Annotated in this window: 14 protein-coding genes; 9 read left to right on the plus strand and 5 right to left on the minus strand. The window is 70.8% G+C overall.

What is annotated here, in order from left to right:
- Window positions 1–29 precede the first annotated feature (29 nt).
- From ACZ6SA_RS34490 to hisC, 3 genes are all read left to right on the plus strand, one after another.
- On the plus strand, window positions 30–695 hold the full coding sequence (locus ACZ6SA_RS34490) for an NUDIX hydrolase (RefSeq protein WP_347646068.1): 666 nt from the start codon (window positions 30–32) through the stop codon (window positions 693–695).
- Window positions 696–794: 99 nt separating this feature from the next.
- Window positions 795–2,330, plus strand: a complete 1,536-nt coding sequence (locus tag ACZ6SA_RS34495; protein WP_465832915.1) for a serine/threonine-protein kinase — start codon at window positions 795–797, stop codon at window positions 2,328–2,330.
- A gap of 50 nt (window positions 2,331–2,380) precedes the next feature.
- Entirely contained in the window at window positions 2,381–3,439 is a 1,059-nt protein-coding gene (gene hisC, locus ACZ6SA_RS34500) for a histidinol-phosphate transaminase (protein ID WP_465832916.1), read from the plus strand.
- Between the two features lie 5 nt (window positions 3,440–3,444).
- Here the strand turns inward: hisC and ACZ6SA_RS34505 are convergent, their stop codons facing one another.
- Genes ACZ6SA_RS34505 through ACZ6SA_RS34515 form a run of 3 tightly spaced genes read right to left on the minus strand, consistent with a single transcriptional unit; the run spans window position 3,445 to window position 6,714 of the window.
- Window positions 3,445–4,980: a hypothetical protein gene (locus tag ACZ6SA_RS34505; protein WP_465832918.1), complete on the minus strand. Its 1,536-nt coding sequence runs from the start codon at window positions 4,978–4,980 to the stop codon at window positions 3,445–3,447.
- A 22-nt stretch (window positions 4,981–5,002) separates the two neighbouring features.
- Window positions 5,003–5,830 (minus strand): carbohydrate ABC transporter permease, encoded by an 828-nt coding sequence (locus ACZ6SA_RS34510; protein WP_347646072.1) that lies wholly within the window; start codon window positions 5,828–5,830, stop codon window positions 5,003–5,005.
- Window positions 5,827–6,714: a carbohydrate ABC transporter permease gene (locus ACZ6SA_RS34515; protein ID WP_347646073.1), complete on the minus strand. Its 888-nt coding sequence runs from the start codon at window positions 6,712–6,714 to the stop codon at window positions 5,827–5,829. The genes ACZ6SA_RS34510 and ACZ6SA_RS34515 overlap by 4 nt, the downstream gene beginning before the upstream one ends.
- A gap of 177 nt (window positions 6,715–6,891) precedes the next feature.
- On the opposite strand from ACZ6SA_RS34515, the gene ACZ6SA_RS34520 reads away from it, so the two are divergent.
- Genes ACZ6SA_RS34520 through ACZ6SA_RS34545 form a run of 6 tightly spaced genes read left to right on the plus strand, consistent with a single transcriptional unit; the run spans window position 6,892 to window position 13,734 of the window.
- Window positions 6,892–8,175: an ABC transporter substrate-binding protein gene (locus ACZ6SA_RS34520; protein WP_347646074.1), complete on the plus strand. Its 1,284-nt coding sequence runs from the start codon at window positions 6,892–6,894 to the stop codon at window positions 8,173–8,175.
- A complete protein-coding gene (locus ACZ6SA_RS34525; RefSeq protein ID WP_465832921.1) occupies window positions 8,159–9,157 on the plus strand; it encodes a Gfo/Idh/MocA family protein in 999 nt (332 codons plus the stop codon). The genes ACZ6SA_RS34520 and ACZ6SA_RS34525 overlap by 17 nt, the downstream gene beginning before the upstream one ends.
- Window positions 9,157–10,866, plus strand: coding sequence for a heparinase II/III family protein (locus ACZ6SA_RS34530; protein WP_465832923.1), 1,710 nt, complete (start codon window positions 9,157–9,159; stop codon window positions 10,864–10,866). Before ACZ6SA_RS34525 ends, ACZ6SA_RS34530 begins: the two co-directional genes overlap by 1 nt.
- On the plus strand, window positions 10,863–11,618 hold the full coding sequence (locus ACZ6SA_RS34535; RefSeq protein WP_465832925.1) for an amidohydrolase family protein: 756 nt from the start codon (window positions 10,863–10,865) through the stop codon (window positions 11,616–11,618). The genes ACZ6SA_RS34530 and ACZ6SA_RS34535 overlap by 4 nt, the downstream gene beginning before the upstream one ends.
- On the plus strand, window positions 11,615–12,415 hold the full coding sequence (locus tag ACZ6SA_RS34540; protein ID WP_443154289.1) for an amidohydrolase family protein: 801 nt from the start codon (window positions 11,615–11,617) through the stop codon (window positions 12,413–12,415). Before ACZ6SA_RS34535 ends, ACZ6SA_RS34540 begins: the two co-directional genes overlap by 4 nt.
- A gap of 2 nt (window positions 12,416–12,417) precedes the next feature.
- Window positions 12,418–13,734 (plus strand): transcriptional regulator, encoded by a 1,317-nt coding sequence (locus ACZ6SA_RS34545; protein WP_347646079.1) that lies wholly within the window; start codon window positions 12,418–12,420, stop codon window positions 13,732–13,734.
- Between the two features lie 18 nt (window positions 13,735–13,752).
- Here the strand turns inward: ACZ6SA_RS34545 and ACZ6SA_RS34550 are convergent, their stop codons facing one another.
- Window positions 13,753–14,832: a helix-turn-helix transcriptional regulator gene (locus ACZ6SA_RS34550; RefSeq protein WP_465832928.1), complete on the minus strand. Its 1,080-nt coding sequence runs from the start codon at window positions 14,830–14,832 to the stop codon at window positions 13,753–13,755.
- A 40-nt stretch (window positions 14,833–14,872) separates the two neighbouring features.
- Window positions 14,873–15,733 carry a fumarylacetoacetate hydrolase family protein gene (locus ACZ6SA_RS34555; protein ID WP_465832930.1) on the minus strand — a complete coding sequence of 287 codons (861 nt, stop codon included), beginning with the start codon at window positions 15,731–15,733 and terminating at the stop codon, window positions 14,873–14,875.
- Window positions 15,734–15,748 lie beyond the last annotated feature (15 nt).

The following is a 15,748-nucleotide window of genomic DNA, read 5'->3' on the forward strand; positions in this document are numbered from 1 at the left end:
CGTCCGCGGCTGCGTGTAACGTGCCTGCCATGGTCCCGAGCATCCCGGTCAGCGTCGACCTGGTCGTGCTCACCGTCCGCAACCAGGCGCTGAGCGCGCTGGTGTGGCGGCGCGACAATCCGCCGTTCCTGCGGCGCTGGTCGCTGCCCGGCGGCTTCATCCAGCTCGACGAGGACCTGCCGGCCGCCGCCCACCGCATCCTGGCCGAGCGGGCCGGCCTGCCGGGGGCGCCCGTGCACCTGGAGCAGCTCCAGACCTACGGCTATCCCGACCGCGATCCCCGCCAGCGGGTGCTGAGCGTCGCCTACCTCGGCCTCGCCCCCGACCTGCCGGCCTCGGAGAAGGCCCACATGAGCTGGCAGCCGGTCGACTCGCTCGCCGTCATGGCCTTCGACCACCGCCGCATCATGAAGGACGGCGTCGAGCGGGCCCGTTCCAAGCTGGAATACACCCCGCTGGGCGCGGCCTTCTGCCCGCCCGACTTCACGGTGGCCGACCTGCGCCGCGTCTACGAGATCGTCTGGGGCCGGGTGCTCGACCCCCGCAACTTCCACCGCAAGGTCACCAAGGCCGAGGGGTTCCTGGTGGAGACGGGCGCGACCACGACCCGCGACGGGGGCCGCCCGGCCAAGCTCTACCGCCGGGGCCCGGCCGAGCTTCTCCACCCGCCGATGTTGCGCACCCTCAAAGACTGACGCGCTCGCGCTTCCCCAGAAAACCGGACAATCAGCTCCGTACGCCCGTAAGATCACATGTCAACATGCGGGCCGGTCGCGAATCGAGGGAGACGGCGGATGGCAGGGGATCCCTTCGGCGCCGGCGACGGCCCGATGACGCCGCTGCTCGCCGACCGCTACCGGCTGCTGGCGGAGCTCGGCCAGGGCGGCATGGGCACGGTCTGGCGGGCCATGGACGAGCTGCTCCAGCAGGAGGTCGCCGTCAAGGAGGTCAAGCTGCCGCCCGACCTCGACGCGGCGTCGCGCGAGGAGCTGACCCAGCGCACGCTGCGCGAGGCGCGGGCCGCGGCGCGGCTGCGCTCCCACCCGTCCATCGTCACCGTGCACGACGTCGTCCTCGACGGCGGCCGGCCGTGGATCGTCATGGAGCTGGTGCGGGGCCGCTCCCTCGACCAGGCCGTACGCGAGGGCGGGCCGCTGCCGCCGCACAGGGTCGCCTGGATCGGCACGCGCATGCTCGACGCGCTCGGCGCCGCGCACGCGTCGGGCATCCTGCACCGGGACGTCAAACCCGCCAACGTCATGCTCACCGACGACGGGCGGGTCCTGCTCACCGACTTCGGCATCGCGAGCGTCTCCGGGGACGCCGAGCTCACCCAGACCGGGTTCCTGAGCGGCTCGCCCGGCTACATCGCCCCCGAGCGCCTGCGCGGCGAGGCCGACGGCCCGCTCGGAGACCTGTGGTCGCTCGGCGCCACGCTGTTCACGGCGGTGGAGGGCACGCCGCCCTTCGCCCGGCCCAACCAGGCGGCCGTGATGGCGGCGGTGCTGATGCAGGAGCCCGACCCCGCACGGCGGGCCGGCCCGCTCGCACCCGTGCTCGCCGCCCTCCTCGACAAGGACCCGGCGCGACGCTGCACCTCCGACCAGGTGGCCGGCTGGCTCGACGCCGTCGCTCAGGGCAACCCCACGACCGACCCGGCCCTGAGCAGGCAGCGGACCGCGCCCGGCCGCCTGCCCCGCCGCCCCCGCCGCCGGGTCGTCGTGGGCTCCACGATCGCGGTGGCGCTGGTCACGGCGGCTGCGGTGGCCATGGTGCCGTTCATGCCGAACATCATCCGCACGATCGCGTTCATCGTGACGCCCCGCGCCACCTACTCCGTGCCGCAGACGTTCGCGAGCGTGCAGCCGTCGCCGTCGCCGCCGAAGAAGAAGACCCGCGACTTCGAAGCCTGCGACCTGCTGACGGCCGCGCAGGTGCGCAAGGTGCTCGGAGGACCGGCGAAACGCCAGTTCGTCGTCGCCGCCAGCTGCGGGTGGAGACGGGACGACGGCAGCAACGTGAGCCTCGTGGCGAGCCGCATGGCCATGGGCGTCGAGATGGCCTTCGACCAGTCGGTCGTGACCATGAAGGAAGAGCCGAAACGTGTCCCGGGGACCAAGCTCCGCAAGGGGCCGAAGGTCGGGGACGAGGCGTTCAGCTACACCCAGAAGAGCCCCTTCTCGTTCAGCGGGCAGCTCTACAAGACCGACATCACCTTCCGCTCGTCGGACGTCTGGGTGCAGGTGGCCGTCACCACGCGTAGACCCGGGTTCGCCGCGGGCGACAGGGCGGCCAGGTTCGTCCAGGCGTCCCTCGTCAAGCTCCGCTGAAGGCAGGGACGGGTGATGCTTCACCGCGCCGCGCCTTCTACAGTTGGGCCATGCCTCGTTTCCGCCACATTCTCGACACCATGGCCCCGTACAAACCGGGCAAGGCCGTAGCGGCTCCCGATGGGCGGTCGTACAAACTGTCGTCCAACGAGACGCCGTACGACCCGCTGCCGTCCGTGGTCGAGGCCATCGCCGAGGGGGCGCGGCAGATCAACCGCTACCCCGATCCCGGTGCGACGAAGCTGACCGAGGCCGTCGCCGAGCGCTGCTCCGTGCCGCCCGAGCACGTCGCGCTCGGGGCCGGGTCGGTCACGGTGGCGCAACAGCTGTTCGAGACGGTGGGCGAGCCGGGGGTCGAGGTCGTCTACGCGTGGCGCTCCTTCGAGGCCTACCCGCTCCTCGCCGACCTGGCCGGGGTCACCTCGGTCCAGGTGCCGCTGGCCGGTGAGGACCACGACCTCGACGCCATGGCCGAGGCGATCAACGACCGCACGCGCCTGGTGTTCGTGTGCAACCCCAACAACCCCACGGGCACGGCCATCCGCTGCGGCGCGCTGGAGGCGTTCCTCGACCGCGTGCCCGAGCACGTGCTCGTCGTGCTGGACGAGGCCTACCACGAATACGTCCGCGACCGCGACGTCCCCGACGGCCTCACCCTCTACCGCGACCGGCCCAACGTCTGCGTCCTGCGCACCTTCTCCAAGGCGTACGGGCTGGCGGGCCTGCGGGTCGGCTACCTGATCGCGCAGGAGCCGGTGGCCTCGGCCGTGCGCAAGACGATCATCCCGTTCGCGGTCAACCACCTCGCGCAGGTCGCGGCCATCGCCTCGCTGCGGGCGGAGGAGGAGCTGTTCGACCGGGTCGAGCAGGTGGTCAAGGAGCGCACCCGGGTGCGGGAGTCGCTGCTCGCGCAGGGCTGGACGGTGCCGCCCACCGAGGCCAACTTCGTCTGGCTCCGGCTCGGCGGGCGCACCCTCGACTTCGCCGCCGCGTGCGCGGCGGAGGGCGTGGCGGTCAGGCCCTTCGCGGAGGAGGGCGTCCGCGTCTCGATCGGCTCTCCCGAGGCCAATGACGCGTTCCTGGCCGCCGCCGCCACTTTCGCCAGGTAGGGCCGTCAATCCTGCCGGCGGGCCTGCCAGTTGAGGTAGCCCACGCCGGCGATGTGGGAGCCCTGGCTGGGTTCCAGCGCGCGGGCTTCGTAGATCGACCTGGCGTGGTCGAACACCACCCGGTCCCACTGCGCCACGGCCATCCACCGCGGCGCCTGGAGATACTGGCCCGAGGAGGCCAGGCCGCCGGTGCCGTCGACGCGCAGGAACGTGGTCGGCACGCCGTCGGGATCGGTGGTGGCCATGTTCTTGCTGTAGGACCTGGCGAACCTGGCCATGTCGGCGCCCTTGAAGCCGAGCCCGTGACGGAAGGCGAGTGCGGCGAACTCGACGTCGATCGCGCCGTGGCTGAGGTCCTCGATCTGCTTGGCGCCGTTGCCCGACGGGGTGAACTCCGAGATGCCGTCGGCGGCCGAGAAGCCCCGGTAGGTCACGCCGAAGGACGGCCAGTAGGACCAGGTGTAGGCGTCCTTGTCGTTCGTCCTGAGCTCGCGGGCGAAGGTGCGGGCCATCCGTCTGGCCCGGTCGGCGTAGGCGGGGTCGCCGGTGGCGGCGGCGATCTCGGCGTAGGTGAGCCCGAGCGCGAGGAACTGGTTGGTGGGCATCTCGGTGCCGTCGTAGCCGAGCGGGGTGCCCTTGACCCAGGCGAGGTGCCCGCCGCCGTCGTCGCTCTGCCGCCATTCGCGGTCGTGCACGGCGGCCGCGGCCTTGGCGGCCTCGAGATACTCCGCGGCCTTGGCCCGGTAGCGCGGGTCGGCGCGGAGCTTCGGCGTGCGCATCACGATCCGGGCGAACGACGCGATCGGGTAGGTGATCATGCCGGTGTGCACCGCGAAGATCACGGGCTGGGAGACGAGCTGGGTCGCGCCGTGGGCGGGGGGCGCGACCTCCCCTCCCTCGCGCAGGTCGCGCGCGGTGACCTGGGTGGGCGTGGGGTAGGCGTCGAGGATCCTGCGTACGGCGTAGTCGGGGGAGCCGGGGTCCATGGACAGGTCGGTGAAGGTGGCGACCGCGCCGGTCCTGCTGGTCTTCACCTCTAACGTGAAGCGGTCCTCGCCGCTGCCCGCCCGTACGGTGGCCGTGGTCAGGTCGGCGTAGGACAGCGAGCTGCGCACCTCCAGCACGGGCCGGCCGGTCGCGTCCTTCAACGCGGCGATGCCGACCGTGTAGGGGTGCATCGCCCGCCACGCGGGCAGCGACTCCCCGCGATAGTCGGCCACGCCGCGCTCGGAGTCGCGGTTGCCCAGTACGAGGTCGATGTTGGTGACCAGCCGGTCCAGGTAGTGGGTGTCGCGGTAGGCCTCGTACATGCGGATGAAGGCGGCCAGCACGTAGGACTGGCCCCAGGCCAGGCCGCCGTGTTCGTTGGTGTCGGTCGGCTGCCCCACGCCGCCGCTCTCGTGGAAGGTCCGCTCGAAGAGGTCGAACGTCTCCCGCGCCGTGTAGTCGTGGCCCGCCGAGGCGCGAGCCGTGCCCGTGTGCACGGTTCCCAGCACGCCCATCGCGAGCGCGCCGAGACCGAACTGCCTGCGTGTCACCATCGATCCATCACCTCCGGCGGCGTCAGCCCTTGACCGCGCCGCGCATGCCTTCGAGTACGTGCCGTTGCATGATCATGAAAACGATGACGACCGGGATGATCGAGATGATCGTTCCGGCCGCCAGGCTGCGAACATCCGTGCCGGTGATTCCGGCGAGATAGGCGATCCCCAGCGCGACCGGGTATTTCGCCGAGTCCTTCAGCACCACGAGCGGCCAGATGAAGCTGTTCCAGACCGAGATGAAGCCGAAGATGCCGAGGATCGCGAGGGTGGGGCGGGCGGCGGGGAGCATGACGTGCCAGAAGATCCGCAGTTCGTGGCAGCCGTCGGTGCGGGCGGCGTCCACGACCTCGCGGGGCACGCCCGCGAACGTCTGCCGGAGCAGGAAGATCCCGAAGGCGGAGAGCACCCCGGGCAGGATCACCCCGGCGAACGTGTCGGCCATCCCGAGTTCGGAGACCACGAGGAACCTGGGGATGAGCATGACCTCGCTCGGCAGGAACATCGTGGACAGGATGGCGAAGAAGATGAGGTTCTTGCCCCTGAAGGTCATCAGGGCGAGCGGGTAGGCGCACAACGCGGAGACGACGATGTAGAGCGGCACCGTCACGCCGACGTAGATCACCGAGTTGAGCAGGTAGGTGGGGAACGGGATGGCGGTCCAGGCCTCGACCGCCCAGTCGAGCACGGGCGGCCGGGGGATGACGTCGGGCGGGAAGGAGAAGACCGCCTGGCCAGCGGGCTTCAGCCCCGCGCTGAGCAGGATCAGGAACGGGCCGACGAAGACCAGGGCGATCGCCGTCAGCAGGATGTACATCCCCGCGCGCCGCAGTTTCATGGGCAGGCTCATGGGGTGACCGTCCGTCCGCGGGTGAGCCGGTAGTTGAGGATGGCCATGGCGATCATCAGCACCCAGAGCACCAGGCCCATCGCGCTGGCGTAGCCCATCTCGTAGTGCTCGAACGCCGCCGACCAGATGTAGTAGCCGAGGGTGAGGGTGGCGTCCTGCGGGCCGCCCCTGGTCATCACGTAGATGGAGGTGAAGGCCTGCATGGCGTCCAGCATCTCCACCGTCACCGCGACCGCGATGTACGGCACCATCAGCGGCACCGTGATGTGGCGCAGCCGGTGCCAGGCGGTGGCGCCGTCGACCTTCGCGGCTTCGTACAGGTTGGCGGGGATGGTCTGCAGCCCGGCCAGATAGATCATCATGTAGAAGCCCATGCTCTTCCAGCCCTCGACCAGGACGAGCGCGGGCAGCGCCCAGAAGGGGTCGAGGAGGTACTGGATGGGCTGGTCGAGGAGCCCGGCTCCGGTGAGGATCCAGTTGAGCACGCCCTGCTGGTGGAAGACGTATTCCCAGGCGACGCCGACGGCGACCATCGAGGTCACGACCGGCAGGTAGTAGAGCATCCGGAACGTTCTGATGCCGGGGAGTTTCTGGTTGACCAGCACGGCCAGCAGCAGTGGCACGACCACCAGCAGCGGGAACATGCCCACCAGGAAGAGCAGCGAGTTGAGCAGCGCGGTCCAGAATCTGCTGTCTCCGACGATCCTGGTGAAGTTCTCCACCCCGACGAAGACCGGCTGCGACACCACGTCGTACTCGAGGAATGACAGCTGGATCGCGGTGATCGCCGGCCAGGCGAAGAACACGCCGAACAGGGCGAGTGCCGGGATCACGAACAGGTAGGGCGTGTACCACCGCTGCCCTGGGATCCGGCCGGCGGCCATCGCATCACATCCTTTTTGCCGTCCTAAGATTTGATAAAGGCTGGCCAGAATTTGGGGAAGCGTACATTCGGCTGATCGACATGGTCAAGACCTGCCTCTTGACGTTCCGTCTCAGGGCTGACATGGTGCCGAAAGTGGCGATAAAGGACGGCCATATCTTGCAGGAGGCTCGCGGAGATGACTCGATGTGCCTTAACGATCGGCGCGCTGGCGCTGTCCCTCTTCACCGCCGGCTGCGTCGCCGGCACGTCGCCCCAGACCGCCGCCGCGCCCGCGGACGACCAGCCCTTCGAGGGTGAGGTCGAGTTCTGGACGATCAACCTGAAGAAGAACTACAGCGACTACATCACCGGCCTGATCGCCCAGTACGAGAAGGAACACCCCAAGGTCAGCATCAAGTGGGTGGACGTCCCCGGTCAGGAGAGCGCGACCAAGCTGCTCGCCGCCGTCGCCAGCGGCGACGTGCCCGACGCGGTCAACGTCAACTCGGTCGAGCTGGGCAGGTTCGTCCCGTCGCTGGAGCCGCTCGACGCCTTTTTCGGCCAGAAAGAGCTGGCCGACTTCCAGCCCAACCTGGTCGAGCCGATGCGGATGGACGGCAAGCTCTACGCCGTGCCCTGGTACAACGGCGGCTCCCCGGTCGCGATGTACCGCAAGTCGGTCGTCAGCAAGGCCGGCTTCGACGAGAAGGCTCCGCCCACCTCCTTCGCCGAGGCGCTCGCGCTGGCCGACAAGGTCTACGAGAAGACCAAGGTCAACGGCACCAACGCCATCCCCGACCACACCGCGCTGCGCTATCACGGCGTCTCCCTGCTGACGGACGACAAGAAGAAGGCGGCCTTCAACACGCCCGAGGCGATCGCCGTCCTGGAGACGTTCAAGAAGAGCTACGACAAGCACGGCATCGCGCCCGGCGCCATCTCCAAGGACATCCGCAACCTGCCCCAGTCGCTGGAGAACGGCCAGGTCGCCTTCAAACCGATGGCCAACGCCGCCGAGCTGCTCAACATCCAGAAGAACGCCCCCGACGTCTACAAGGACCTCGTCATCACCGAGCCGGTGAAGATGAACACCGGCGGCTACCTGCTGCTCGCGCAGCAGGCCTTCTCCATCCCGAAGGCCTCCACGCACAAGAAGGCCGCCGCCGAGTTCATCAAGTTCTTCACCAACGGCGTCAACCAGCTGGCGTTCTGCAAGATCGTGCCGATCTACCCGTCCACGGTCTCGTCGACCAAGGACCCCTTCTTCACCGAGGCCGCGGGCGACGACCCCATGGCCGCCGCCCGCCAGGTGATCGTCAAGGGGCTGCCCCAGCTGCAGTACCTCCCGCTCGGCACCAGCAAGGACGCCGAGCTCGCCGAATACCTCATGGAAGAGGTCAGAGCCTTCCTCCAGGGATCCCAGAGCGCCGAGGAAGCACTCGACGCCGCCGAGAAAAAATGGAATGACGCACTTGCCTGAACTTCGCATCGGGATCGTCGGCGCCGGCCTGATGGGCCGCGGCCACGCCGAGGTCCTCGCCGCCCATCCCGCAACCGAGATCACCGCGGTCGCCCGCAGGCCCCTCGAACACGCCCCAGGAGCGACCGTCTACCCCGGCTACCAGGAGCTGCTCGACTCCGGCACCGTGGACGCGATCTCCATCACCACACCCGACCACCTGCACGCCGACGTCATGGTGGCCGCCGCCCGCGCCGGCGTGCACATCCTGGTCGAGAAGCCGTTCACCACCACCGTGGCCGACGCCGACCGCGCCGTCGCCGCGATCCGGTCGGCCGGCGTGGTGGCCATGTGCCTGTTCAACCACCGCTGGGTGCCGGCGTACGCGCAGGCCAAGGAGCAGATGCGGGTGATCGGCGAGCCGGTCGTGGGCTACGCGCGCAAGGACGACACGATCTACGTGCCCACCGAGATGATCGGCTGGGCCGACCGGACCACCTGCGCCTGGTTCCTGTCCAGCCACGACATCGACCTGCTGACCTGGCTGTACGACGACGAGGTCGTCGAGGTGTTCGCCACGGCCAGATACGGCAAGCTGCGCGGCCGGGGCATCGACACTCCCGACGCCATGCAGATCCAGGCCAGGTTCGGAAGGGGCGCGGTCGCCACGTTCGAGTCGGCCTGGATCTACCCCAACACCTTCCCGACCATGGTGGACAGCTACGTCACCGTGGCCGGCGAGACGGGCGTCATCCAGCTCGACCGGCAGAAGGAGAACATCCAGCTGGCCACCGAGGACGGCTACACCTACCCGAGGAACATGCTGCAGCGGGTCGTGCACGGGGTGCCCGCGGGGGCCTACCGCGACGCCATCCACCACTTCGTGGACTGCGCGATCGCCGGCACCGAGCCGCTGATCACCGTGGAGAGCTCCCGGCACGTGACCGCGGTCCTGGCGGCCGCGCACGAGTCGGCCCGGACGGGGCAGCCGGTGAAGCTCTGATGGGGACGTACGTGGAGAAGCCGCCGCACGTTGACCAGGCGCGGATGCGGCACATCACCGACGAGGCGCTGCTCGCCGAGCTGGGCGTGACGACGGTCGCGCAGGCCCGGCCGTGGCGGCGGCCCGACCCGGTGTGGCCGCAGCCCCGTCCCGAGGACGTGGCGGAGGCGGACCGGCTGATCGGGACCGAGGTCGACTTCCTCGACAAGGGCCACGGCCGGTCCCGGCTGTACGGGTTCCACTACCTGCGGTGGATGATGCCCCTGGTCTCGGCCTACGCGCAGACCCGTGACCCGCGCTACGCCCGCGAGTGGGACCGCTTCTTCCGGCAGTGGTACGCGAGCCGCGACCAGGTCGAAGGCGACTGGCCAGGGCTCGACGTGGTCTGGTACTCCCTCGGGGTGTCCTCCCGGTCGATGCACGTCACCCGGGCGCTGGCCGTCTTCTCCACCGAGCCCGCGCTCAGCGACGAGTGCTGGCTGCAGATGATGAAGACCGTGCTCGGCGGCGCCCGGTGGGCGGCCGAGGAGCACGACGAGTTCCGGCACGGCAACTGGCAGTTCGCCACCGTCTGCGAGCTGCTGCACGTCGCCCGCGTGTTCGCCGACCTGCCCGAGTCGGGGCAGTGGGCCGAGGTGGCCAGGGCGCGCATCCTGGAACACCTGGAACGGGACGTGCGTGAGGACGGCGGCCACCACGAGCGCTCCCCCGGCTACCACGGCATGTGCCTGGGAGGCGTGCAGCGGGCCGCGTCCGTCGACTCCGACCTGGTCGCGCACCCCCGTTTCCGCGCCATGCACGACTGGCTGGTCTCGCTGACGACCTCGGGCGGGTGGGTCCCGCACCTGCAGGACAGCGGCGTGGTCTGGCCCGCCGAGATGGTGCGCACAGGGGAGAGGCTGCTGGGTGAGGCGATCGCGCCCGCCGAGGGCTCGCACGCCCTGGAGGACAGCGCCTACACGATCTTCCGCGCGGGCACCCTGCACACCGTGATCAACCACGGCCCGTACATCGGGCACGAGCTGGAGCCGCACAGCCACCACGCGGCGCTCGACTTCGTGCTGTCCGGCTGGGGGGTGCCGCTGGCGTGGGAGGCGGGCGGCCCGCCGTCGTACGACGATCCCGGCTACTACGACTGGTTCCAGGCCACCAGGGGCCACAACACCCTGCTCGTGCCCGGCGAGGAGTACACCGAGGACCGCAGGGCGGCCCGCGACCTGTTCCACGCGGGCGAGCACGTGGACGTCTTCGCCGGTCACCACCACGGCTACCGGGCCAGGCACGACCGCCGGATCGTCTTCGTCAGGAGCGAGCCGTCGTACTGGCTGATCACCGACGCGATCGACGCGGAGGCGATCTGGCTGCTGCACGGCACGTCGCCGTGGGTCGAGCACGGCGGCGGCTACGCGAGCAGCCAGGGCCCCGGGCTGCTCGTGGTGCCCGTGGAGCCGCCGGACGAGGTCACGTTCGGCAGCGGGCGGGCCAGGATCCCCGACCCGGAGACCGCGACCGCCCCGTACGGCGAGATCCACTCGCTGGGGCTGCGCCGCCGCGACGGCCGGTTCACGGTCGCGGTCTTCCCGTTCAGGGACGCGCCGCCCGAGGTGCAGGCGAGCCCGTCCACCATCAGCGTGGGCGGCGTGACCGACACGTTCACCGCGCACGGCTGGGCGCGGGACGGGCTCGCCGAGCACTGGGGCGGCCGATGAGCGAGGACCGGCCGGTCCTGATCGACGCGGACGTCATGCTCGGCCGCCATCCGCGTCGCGACGTGGGCGGGGGGACCGTGGCCGAGCTGCTCGCCGCGATGGACCGCGTGGGCATCGCCGAGGCCGTGGTCGGCAGCATGACGTCGTGGCTGCACGACCCGGCGCGGGGCAACCGCGAGCTGATCGGCCGGCTCGCGGGGGAGCCCAGGCTCAGCCCTTGCTGGGTGATGGTGCCCGACACGTGCGGCGAGACGGGCGCCGGGTTCGCCGGGGCCGCCGTGGAGGCGGGCGTGGTCGCCGTGCGCGCCTTCCCGCTCGATCACGGCTGGGACCTCGCGGGCCCCGACGCGGCCGCCGTTCTCGGCGCCGTGGAGTCCGTACGCCTGCCGCTGCTCGTGGACGCCGGCCAGACCAGCTGGCAGGAGGTGGAGGCGCTCGCGCGGGCGCACCCGTGCCTGCGGATCGTCGTCGGCGGCGTGGGCTACCGGAAACTGCGGCAGATCGCCGGCGTCCTGGACAGGACCGGCAACGTGCACATCGGGCTGGCCGACCTGTCCTCCCACCGCGGGCTGGAGTGGCTGGTCGCCCGGTTCGGCGCGGACAGGTTCGTCTTCGGCACCGGAGCGCCCTACCGCGATCCCGCCGAGGCGGTCACCCGGCTGCTCTGGTCGGAGCTCGGGCAGGCGGAGGTCGCGGCCATCGGCGCGGGGAACGTGCACCGGCTGCTGAGGAGGGAGATCAGAGCGGCATGAACGAGCTGACGACGGCTCTGTGGGAGCGCCGCCCGCAGCAGGCGACGAGGATCGTCGACGCGCACGCCCATGCCGGGCCGTACAGCGTGTTCTTCATCCCCGACCCCGACCCGGCCGGGATGATCGGGGTGATGGACCGGTGCGGCGTCGCGCACGCGATGCTCTCCAGCCATCTGGCGATCCAGCTCGACGCCGCCAGGGGCAACGCGGTCACCGCGGAGATCGTGGACCGGGCGCCCGACAGGTTCACCGGCTACCTGACCGTCAACCCGTGGCAGGACCCGGTGGCCGAGCTCGACCGGTGGGGCGGCGACCCGCGCTTCGGCGGGATCAAGCTCCATCCCGACCTGCACGAATACCCGCTGACCGGCTCGCGCTACGCGCCGGTCTGGGAGTACGCGGAGCTCACCGGGCGGCCGGTGCTCACCCACACCTACTCCGGCTCGCCGTACAACGACCTGCCCCTGGTCGACGAGGTGGCCGGGAGGCACCCGCGGGCCACGATCCTGGCGGGGCACTCGGGGGTGACGCCGCTGGGCATCGACCAGTCGATCGAGGTGGCCGAGCGGCACGAGCGGGTCGTCCTGGAGGTGTGCGGGTCCTTCAACACGGGCGCGGACATCGCCGAGATGGTCCGCAGGCTCGGCGCGCACCGGGTCGTGTACGGGTCGGACTTTCCCTTCATCGATCTGCGCATGTCGCTAGGGCGGATACTGTTCTCAGATCTCGGCGACGACGACAGGGCAGCGGTACTCGGGGGCACGATCACCGCTCTGCTCGGGAGAACAGGGGCATAGAGGTGGACGGGCTACGATCCAAGATCGCGATTGGTGTGGTGGGGCCGCACGATCTGGTCGAGCAGATCGTGCACATCGGCGCGAGCCTGCCGTCGGCCGCGTCGTTCCGGCTGGTGGGCGCCCCCCACGCGGGTGAGCACGAGACGCGCGAGAAGCTCGCCAAGATAGCGGGCAACATCGACGCGGTCCTGTTCACCGGGCCTCTCCAGCACGACCTGGCCACCGAGGCGGGCGAGCTGCCGGTGCCCGCCACGTTCGTGCCGGTGAGCGGGGCCGGCCTCTACTCCAGCCTGCTGCGCGGCACGCTGTCCATGCGGATCGACCCCGCCAGGGTGAGCATCGACTCGATCGCGCGCGCCGACGTGGCCGAGGCCTACCAGGAGATCGGCGTGCCCATGGACGGCGTGCACGTCTCCGAATACCGCCAGCCCGACTCGGTGCGCGACTTCGTCGGCTTCCACGAGCGCCTCTACCGCGAGGGCGCCACCACGGCGGCGCTGACCACGGTCAGGACCGTGGCCCGCAAGCTGGAGGCGGCCAAGGTGCCGGTGTTGCGGATGATGCCCACTCCGCACACGCTGCGCCTGGCCATCAACACCGCGACGCTGCTGGGCACGGGCAGCCGCCTGGAGGAGTCGCAGATCGCCATCGTGCTGGTCGAGCTCGCGGCCTCGGCCCGCCCCGCCCAGTCGGGTCCTGGCAACTACTGGCAGCAGGAGCTGAAGCTGTCGTTGCACAGGTCGCTGCTCGCCGAGGCCCGGCTGATGGGCGCGACCGTGGCCCCGCGCGAGGAGAACAGCTACGTGATCACGGCTACCGTGGGGGCGCTCTCGCAGGCCACCGACGGGTTCCGGGTGGCGCCGTTCGCCGACCGGGTGCGCGCCGACCTTGGGATGGTCGTCGAGGTGGGCATCGGGCTCGGCAACACCGCCCGCGACGCCGACGCCCACGCCCTCATCGCCGTCGAGCGGGCGCGTGCGGCCGACGCCACCGCCGCCTTCCTGGTCAGCGGCGACGGCACCGCGACCTCGCTGCCCCTGCGGCAGCGGCGCAGGCGGGAGCAGGTGGACGAGCCCATGGCCGACTCCAAGGCGGCCAGGACGCTCGACCGGCTCCTCCAGCGGCTGGGCGACGACCCCGAGGCGATGGTGGTCGACGCGGAGAGCGTGGCCGAGGTGCTGGGCGTCGCGCCGCGCAGCGCCCGCCGGGTGTTGCAGAGCCTCGTCGAGGAAGGGCTGGCGTGGGCTCTCCCGCCGGTCAGGTCGTCGCAGGCGGGGCGGCCGAGGCAGCCGTACCGGCTGGTGTCGCGCGTCGACTAGCGCGCCCGGGTGCGGGTCTCACAAGGGCAGGGGCCGGTGGTTGCGGCGATATTCGCTGGGCGAGCAGCCGACGTGGCGCTTGAACACGCCGCGGAACACCTTCGCGCTCAGATAGCCCGAGCGGGCGGCGACCGTGTCGATCGGCGCGGTGGTGGCGGTGAGCAGGACGCGGGCGTGGCGCAGCCGCAGCCCGGTCAGGTGGCGCAGGAACGTCGTCCCGCGCACGTCGGCGAACAGGTGCGCGATGTAGAACGGGCTGGCCGAGACGGCCTCCGCGACCGTCGCGAGCCGCAGGCGCGGGTCGGTGTAGTGCGCCGCCATGTAGCTCTCGGCCATCGAGAGGATGTCGCGCGCGGCGGGCGGCATCAGCCGCCACAACGTCTCCTCGATCCAGATGTGCAGGTAGGAGCGCTCGTGGATCTGGGTCACCGTCGTGAGCTCCTCGATCGGCAGGCGCGCGAAGGCGTCGACCCAGTCGGTGGAGCCGCCCGCGAGCCGGCCCCTGTTGACCACGTCCACGACGAAGAGCAGTTCGCCCATCAGCCAGTTGTGCAGCGTCCTCGGGGACAGGCCGCGCTCCTGGACGCACCTGTCCACCCAGCCCGCCAGCAGCCCGGCCGCGCCGCCCCTGTCGCCGGCCTGGATCCGGCGGGCCAGCTCCGCCTCGATGCGCACGGGCGGCGCCGCCTCGGAGGGCTCCTCCTGCGGGGCCGTGATGACCCTGTCGCCGCCGAGCAGCAGCTTGTAGGCGTTGGTACGCCGCGCGTCCCGTTCGGTCGCCGTCGTGCTGTCTGGGCCCCGCCGAGGGGTGCCCAGGCTCACGGTCGCGGTGAGGTCGGTGGCGCTGACGATGCCGGCGCGGATCTGCTCGGCCAGCGCGGTCGCCTCGCCCATCAGCCTGTCGGGGTCGTCGCCGCTCAGCCGGACCAGCCACTCGTCGGGAGGCAGCGGCTCGCAGGAGGCCGGCCGTCGTGCCGCCACCGCGCGCACCGCGCGATCGGCCTGGCCGAGTTGCCGGCGTGCCCACTCCCGGCCGCGGGCCCGCGTCGAGGCGACGTAGTCGTCGATGTCGATGAGGGCGCCGACCGTGAAGTCCATGCCTCCAAGGGTACGAGTAAGGTGCGCCGATATCTATGGTTTAGGCGGGCCGAAAGTCGACACGGTTGACCAGAGTGCCCACGCCCTGCACGGTGGCCCGCATGACGTCCCCGTCACTGAGCGGGGCGATCCCCGCGATGGTGCCGGTGGCGATGAGGTCGCCGGGCAGCAGCGTCATCCCGTCCGACAGGTCGGCGATCAGCTCGGGGATCCCGAACACCATCTGCTTGGTGTTCGCCCGCTGCCGCACCTCCCCGTCGACCTCCAGCGTCAGCTCCAGGTCCTGCGGGTCGGGCACCTCGTCCACCGTCGCGAGGTACGGCCCGGCGGGGGCGAACGTGTCGAACCCCTTGGACTGGTCCCACGGAGCGTTACGGGCGATGTTGGCCAGCTGGAGGTCGCGGGCCGTCATGTCGTTGATCACGGTGTATCCGGCCACGGCCTCCCGCCAGCGCTCGGCGGGCAGGTCGCGGACCGTCGAGCCGATCACGACCGCCAGCTCGACCTCGTGCTCCAGATGCCTCGTACGGGCCGGAGCGGTCACCGGGCGGTTGTGGCCCGTCAGCGCGGACGGCGGCTTGAAGAACAGCACCGGCTCGGGCGGCACCTCCAGCCCGCTCTCCTCGGCGTGCGCGACGTAGTTCAGCGCCAGGCAGCAGATCTTGGTGCAGGTCGCCACCGGCGGCTCGAACACCACCGACGACTCGTCGAGCACGGCCGGCGTGCCGGCCCAGAGCCGGTTCACCTCGCCGGTGAGCCGGTCCAGCCCGTACCGATCGAGCAGGGCCACCGGATCGTCACCGGCGTCCAGCCCGGCCAGGCTGAGGAGTTCGCCACCCTCGCGCCAGGCCACCAGTTCGACTTGCTCGGCGGGAGACCGCCGGATGCGCCCGAGAAACACGGCCGTTCCTTCCTG

This window comes from Nonomuraea sp. NPDC049378, assembly GCF_055586745.1.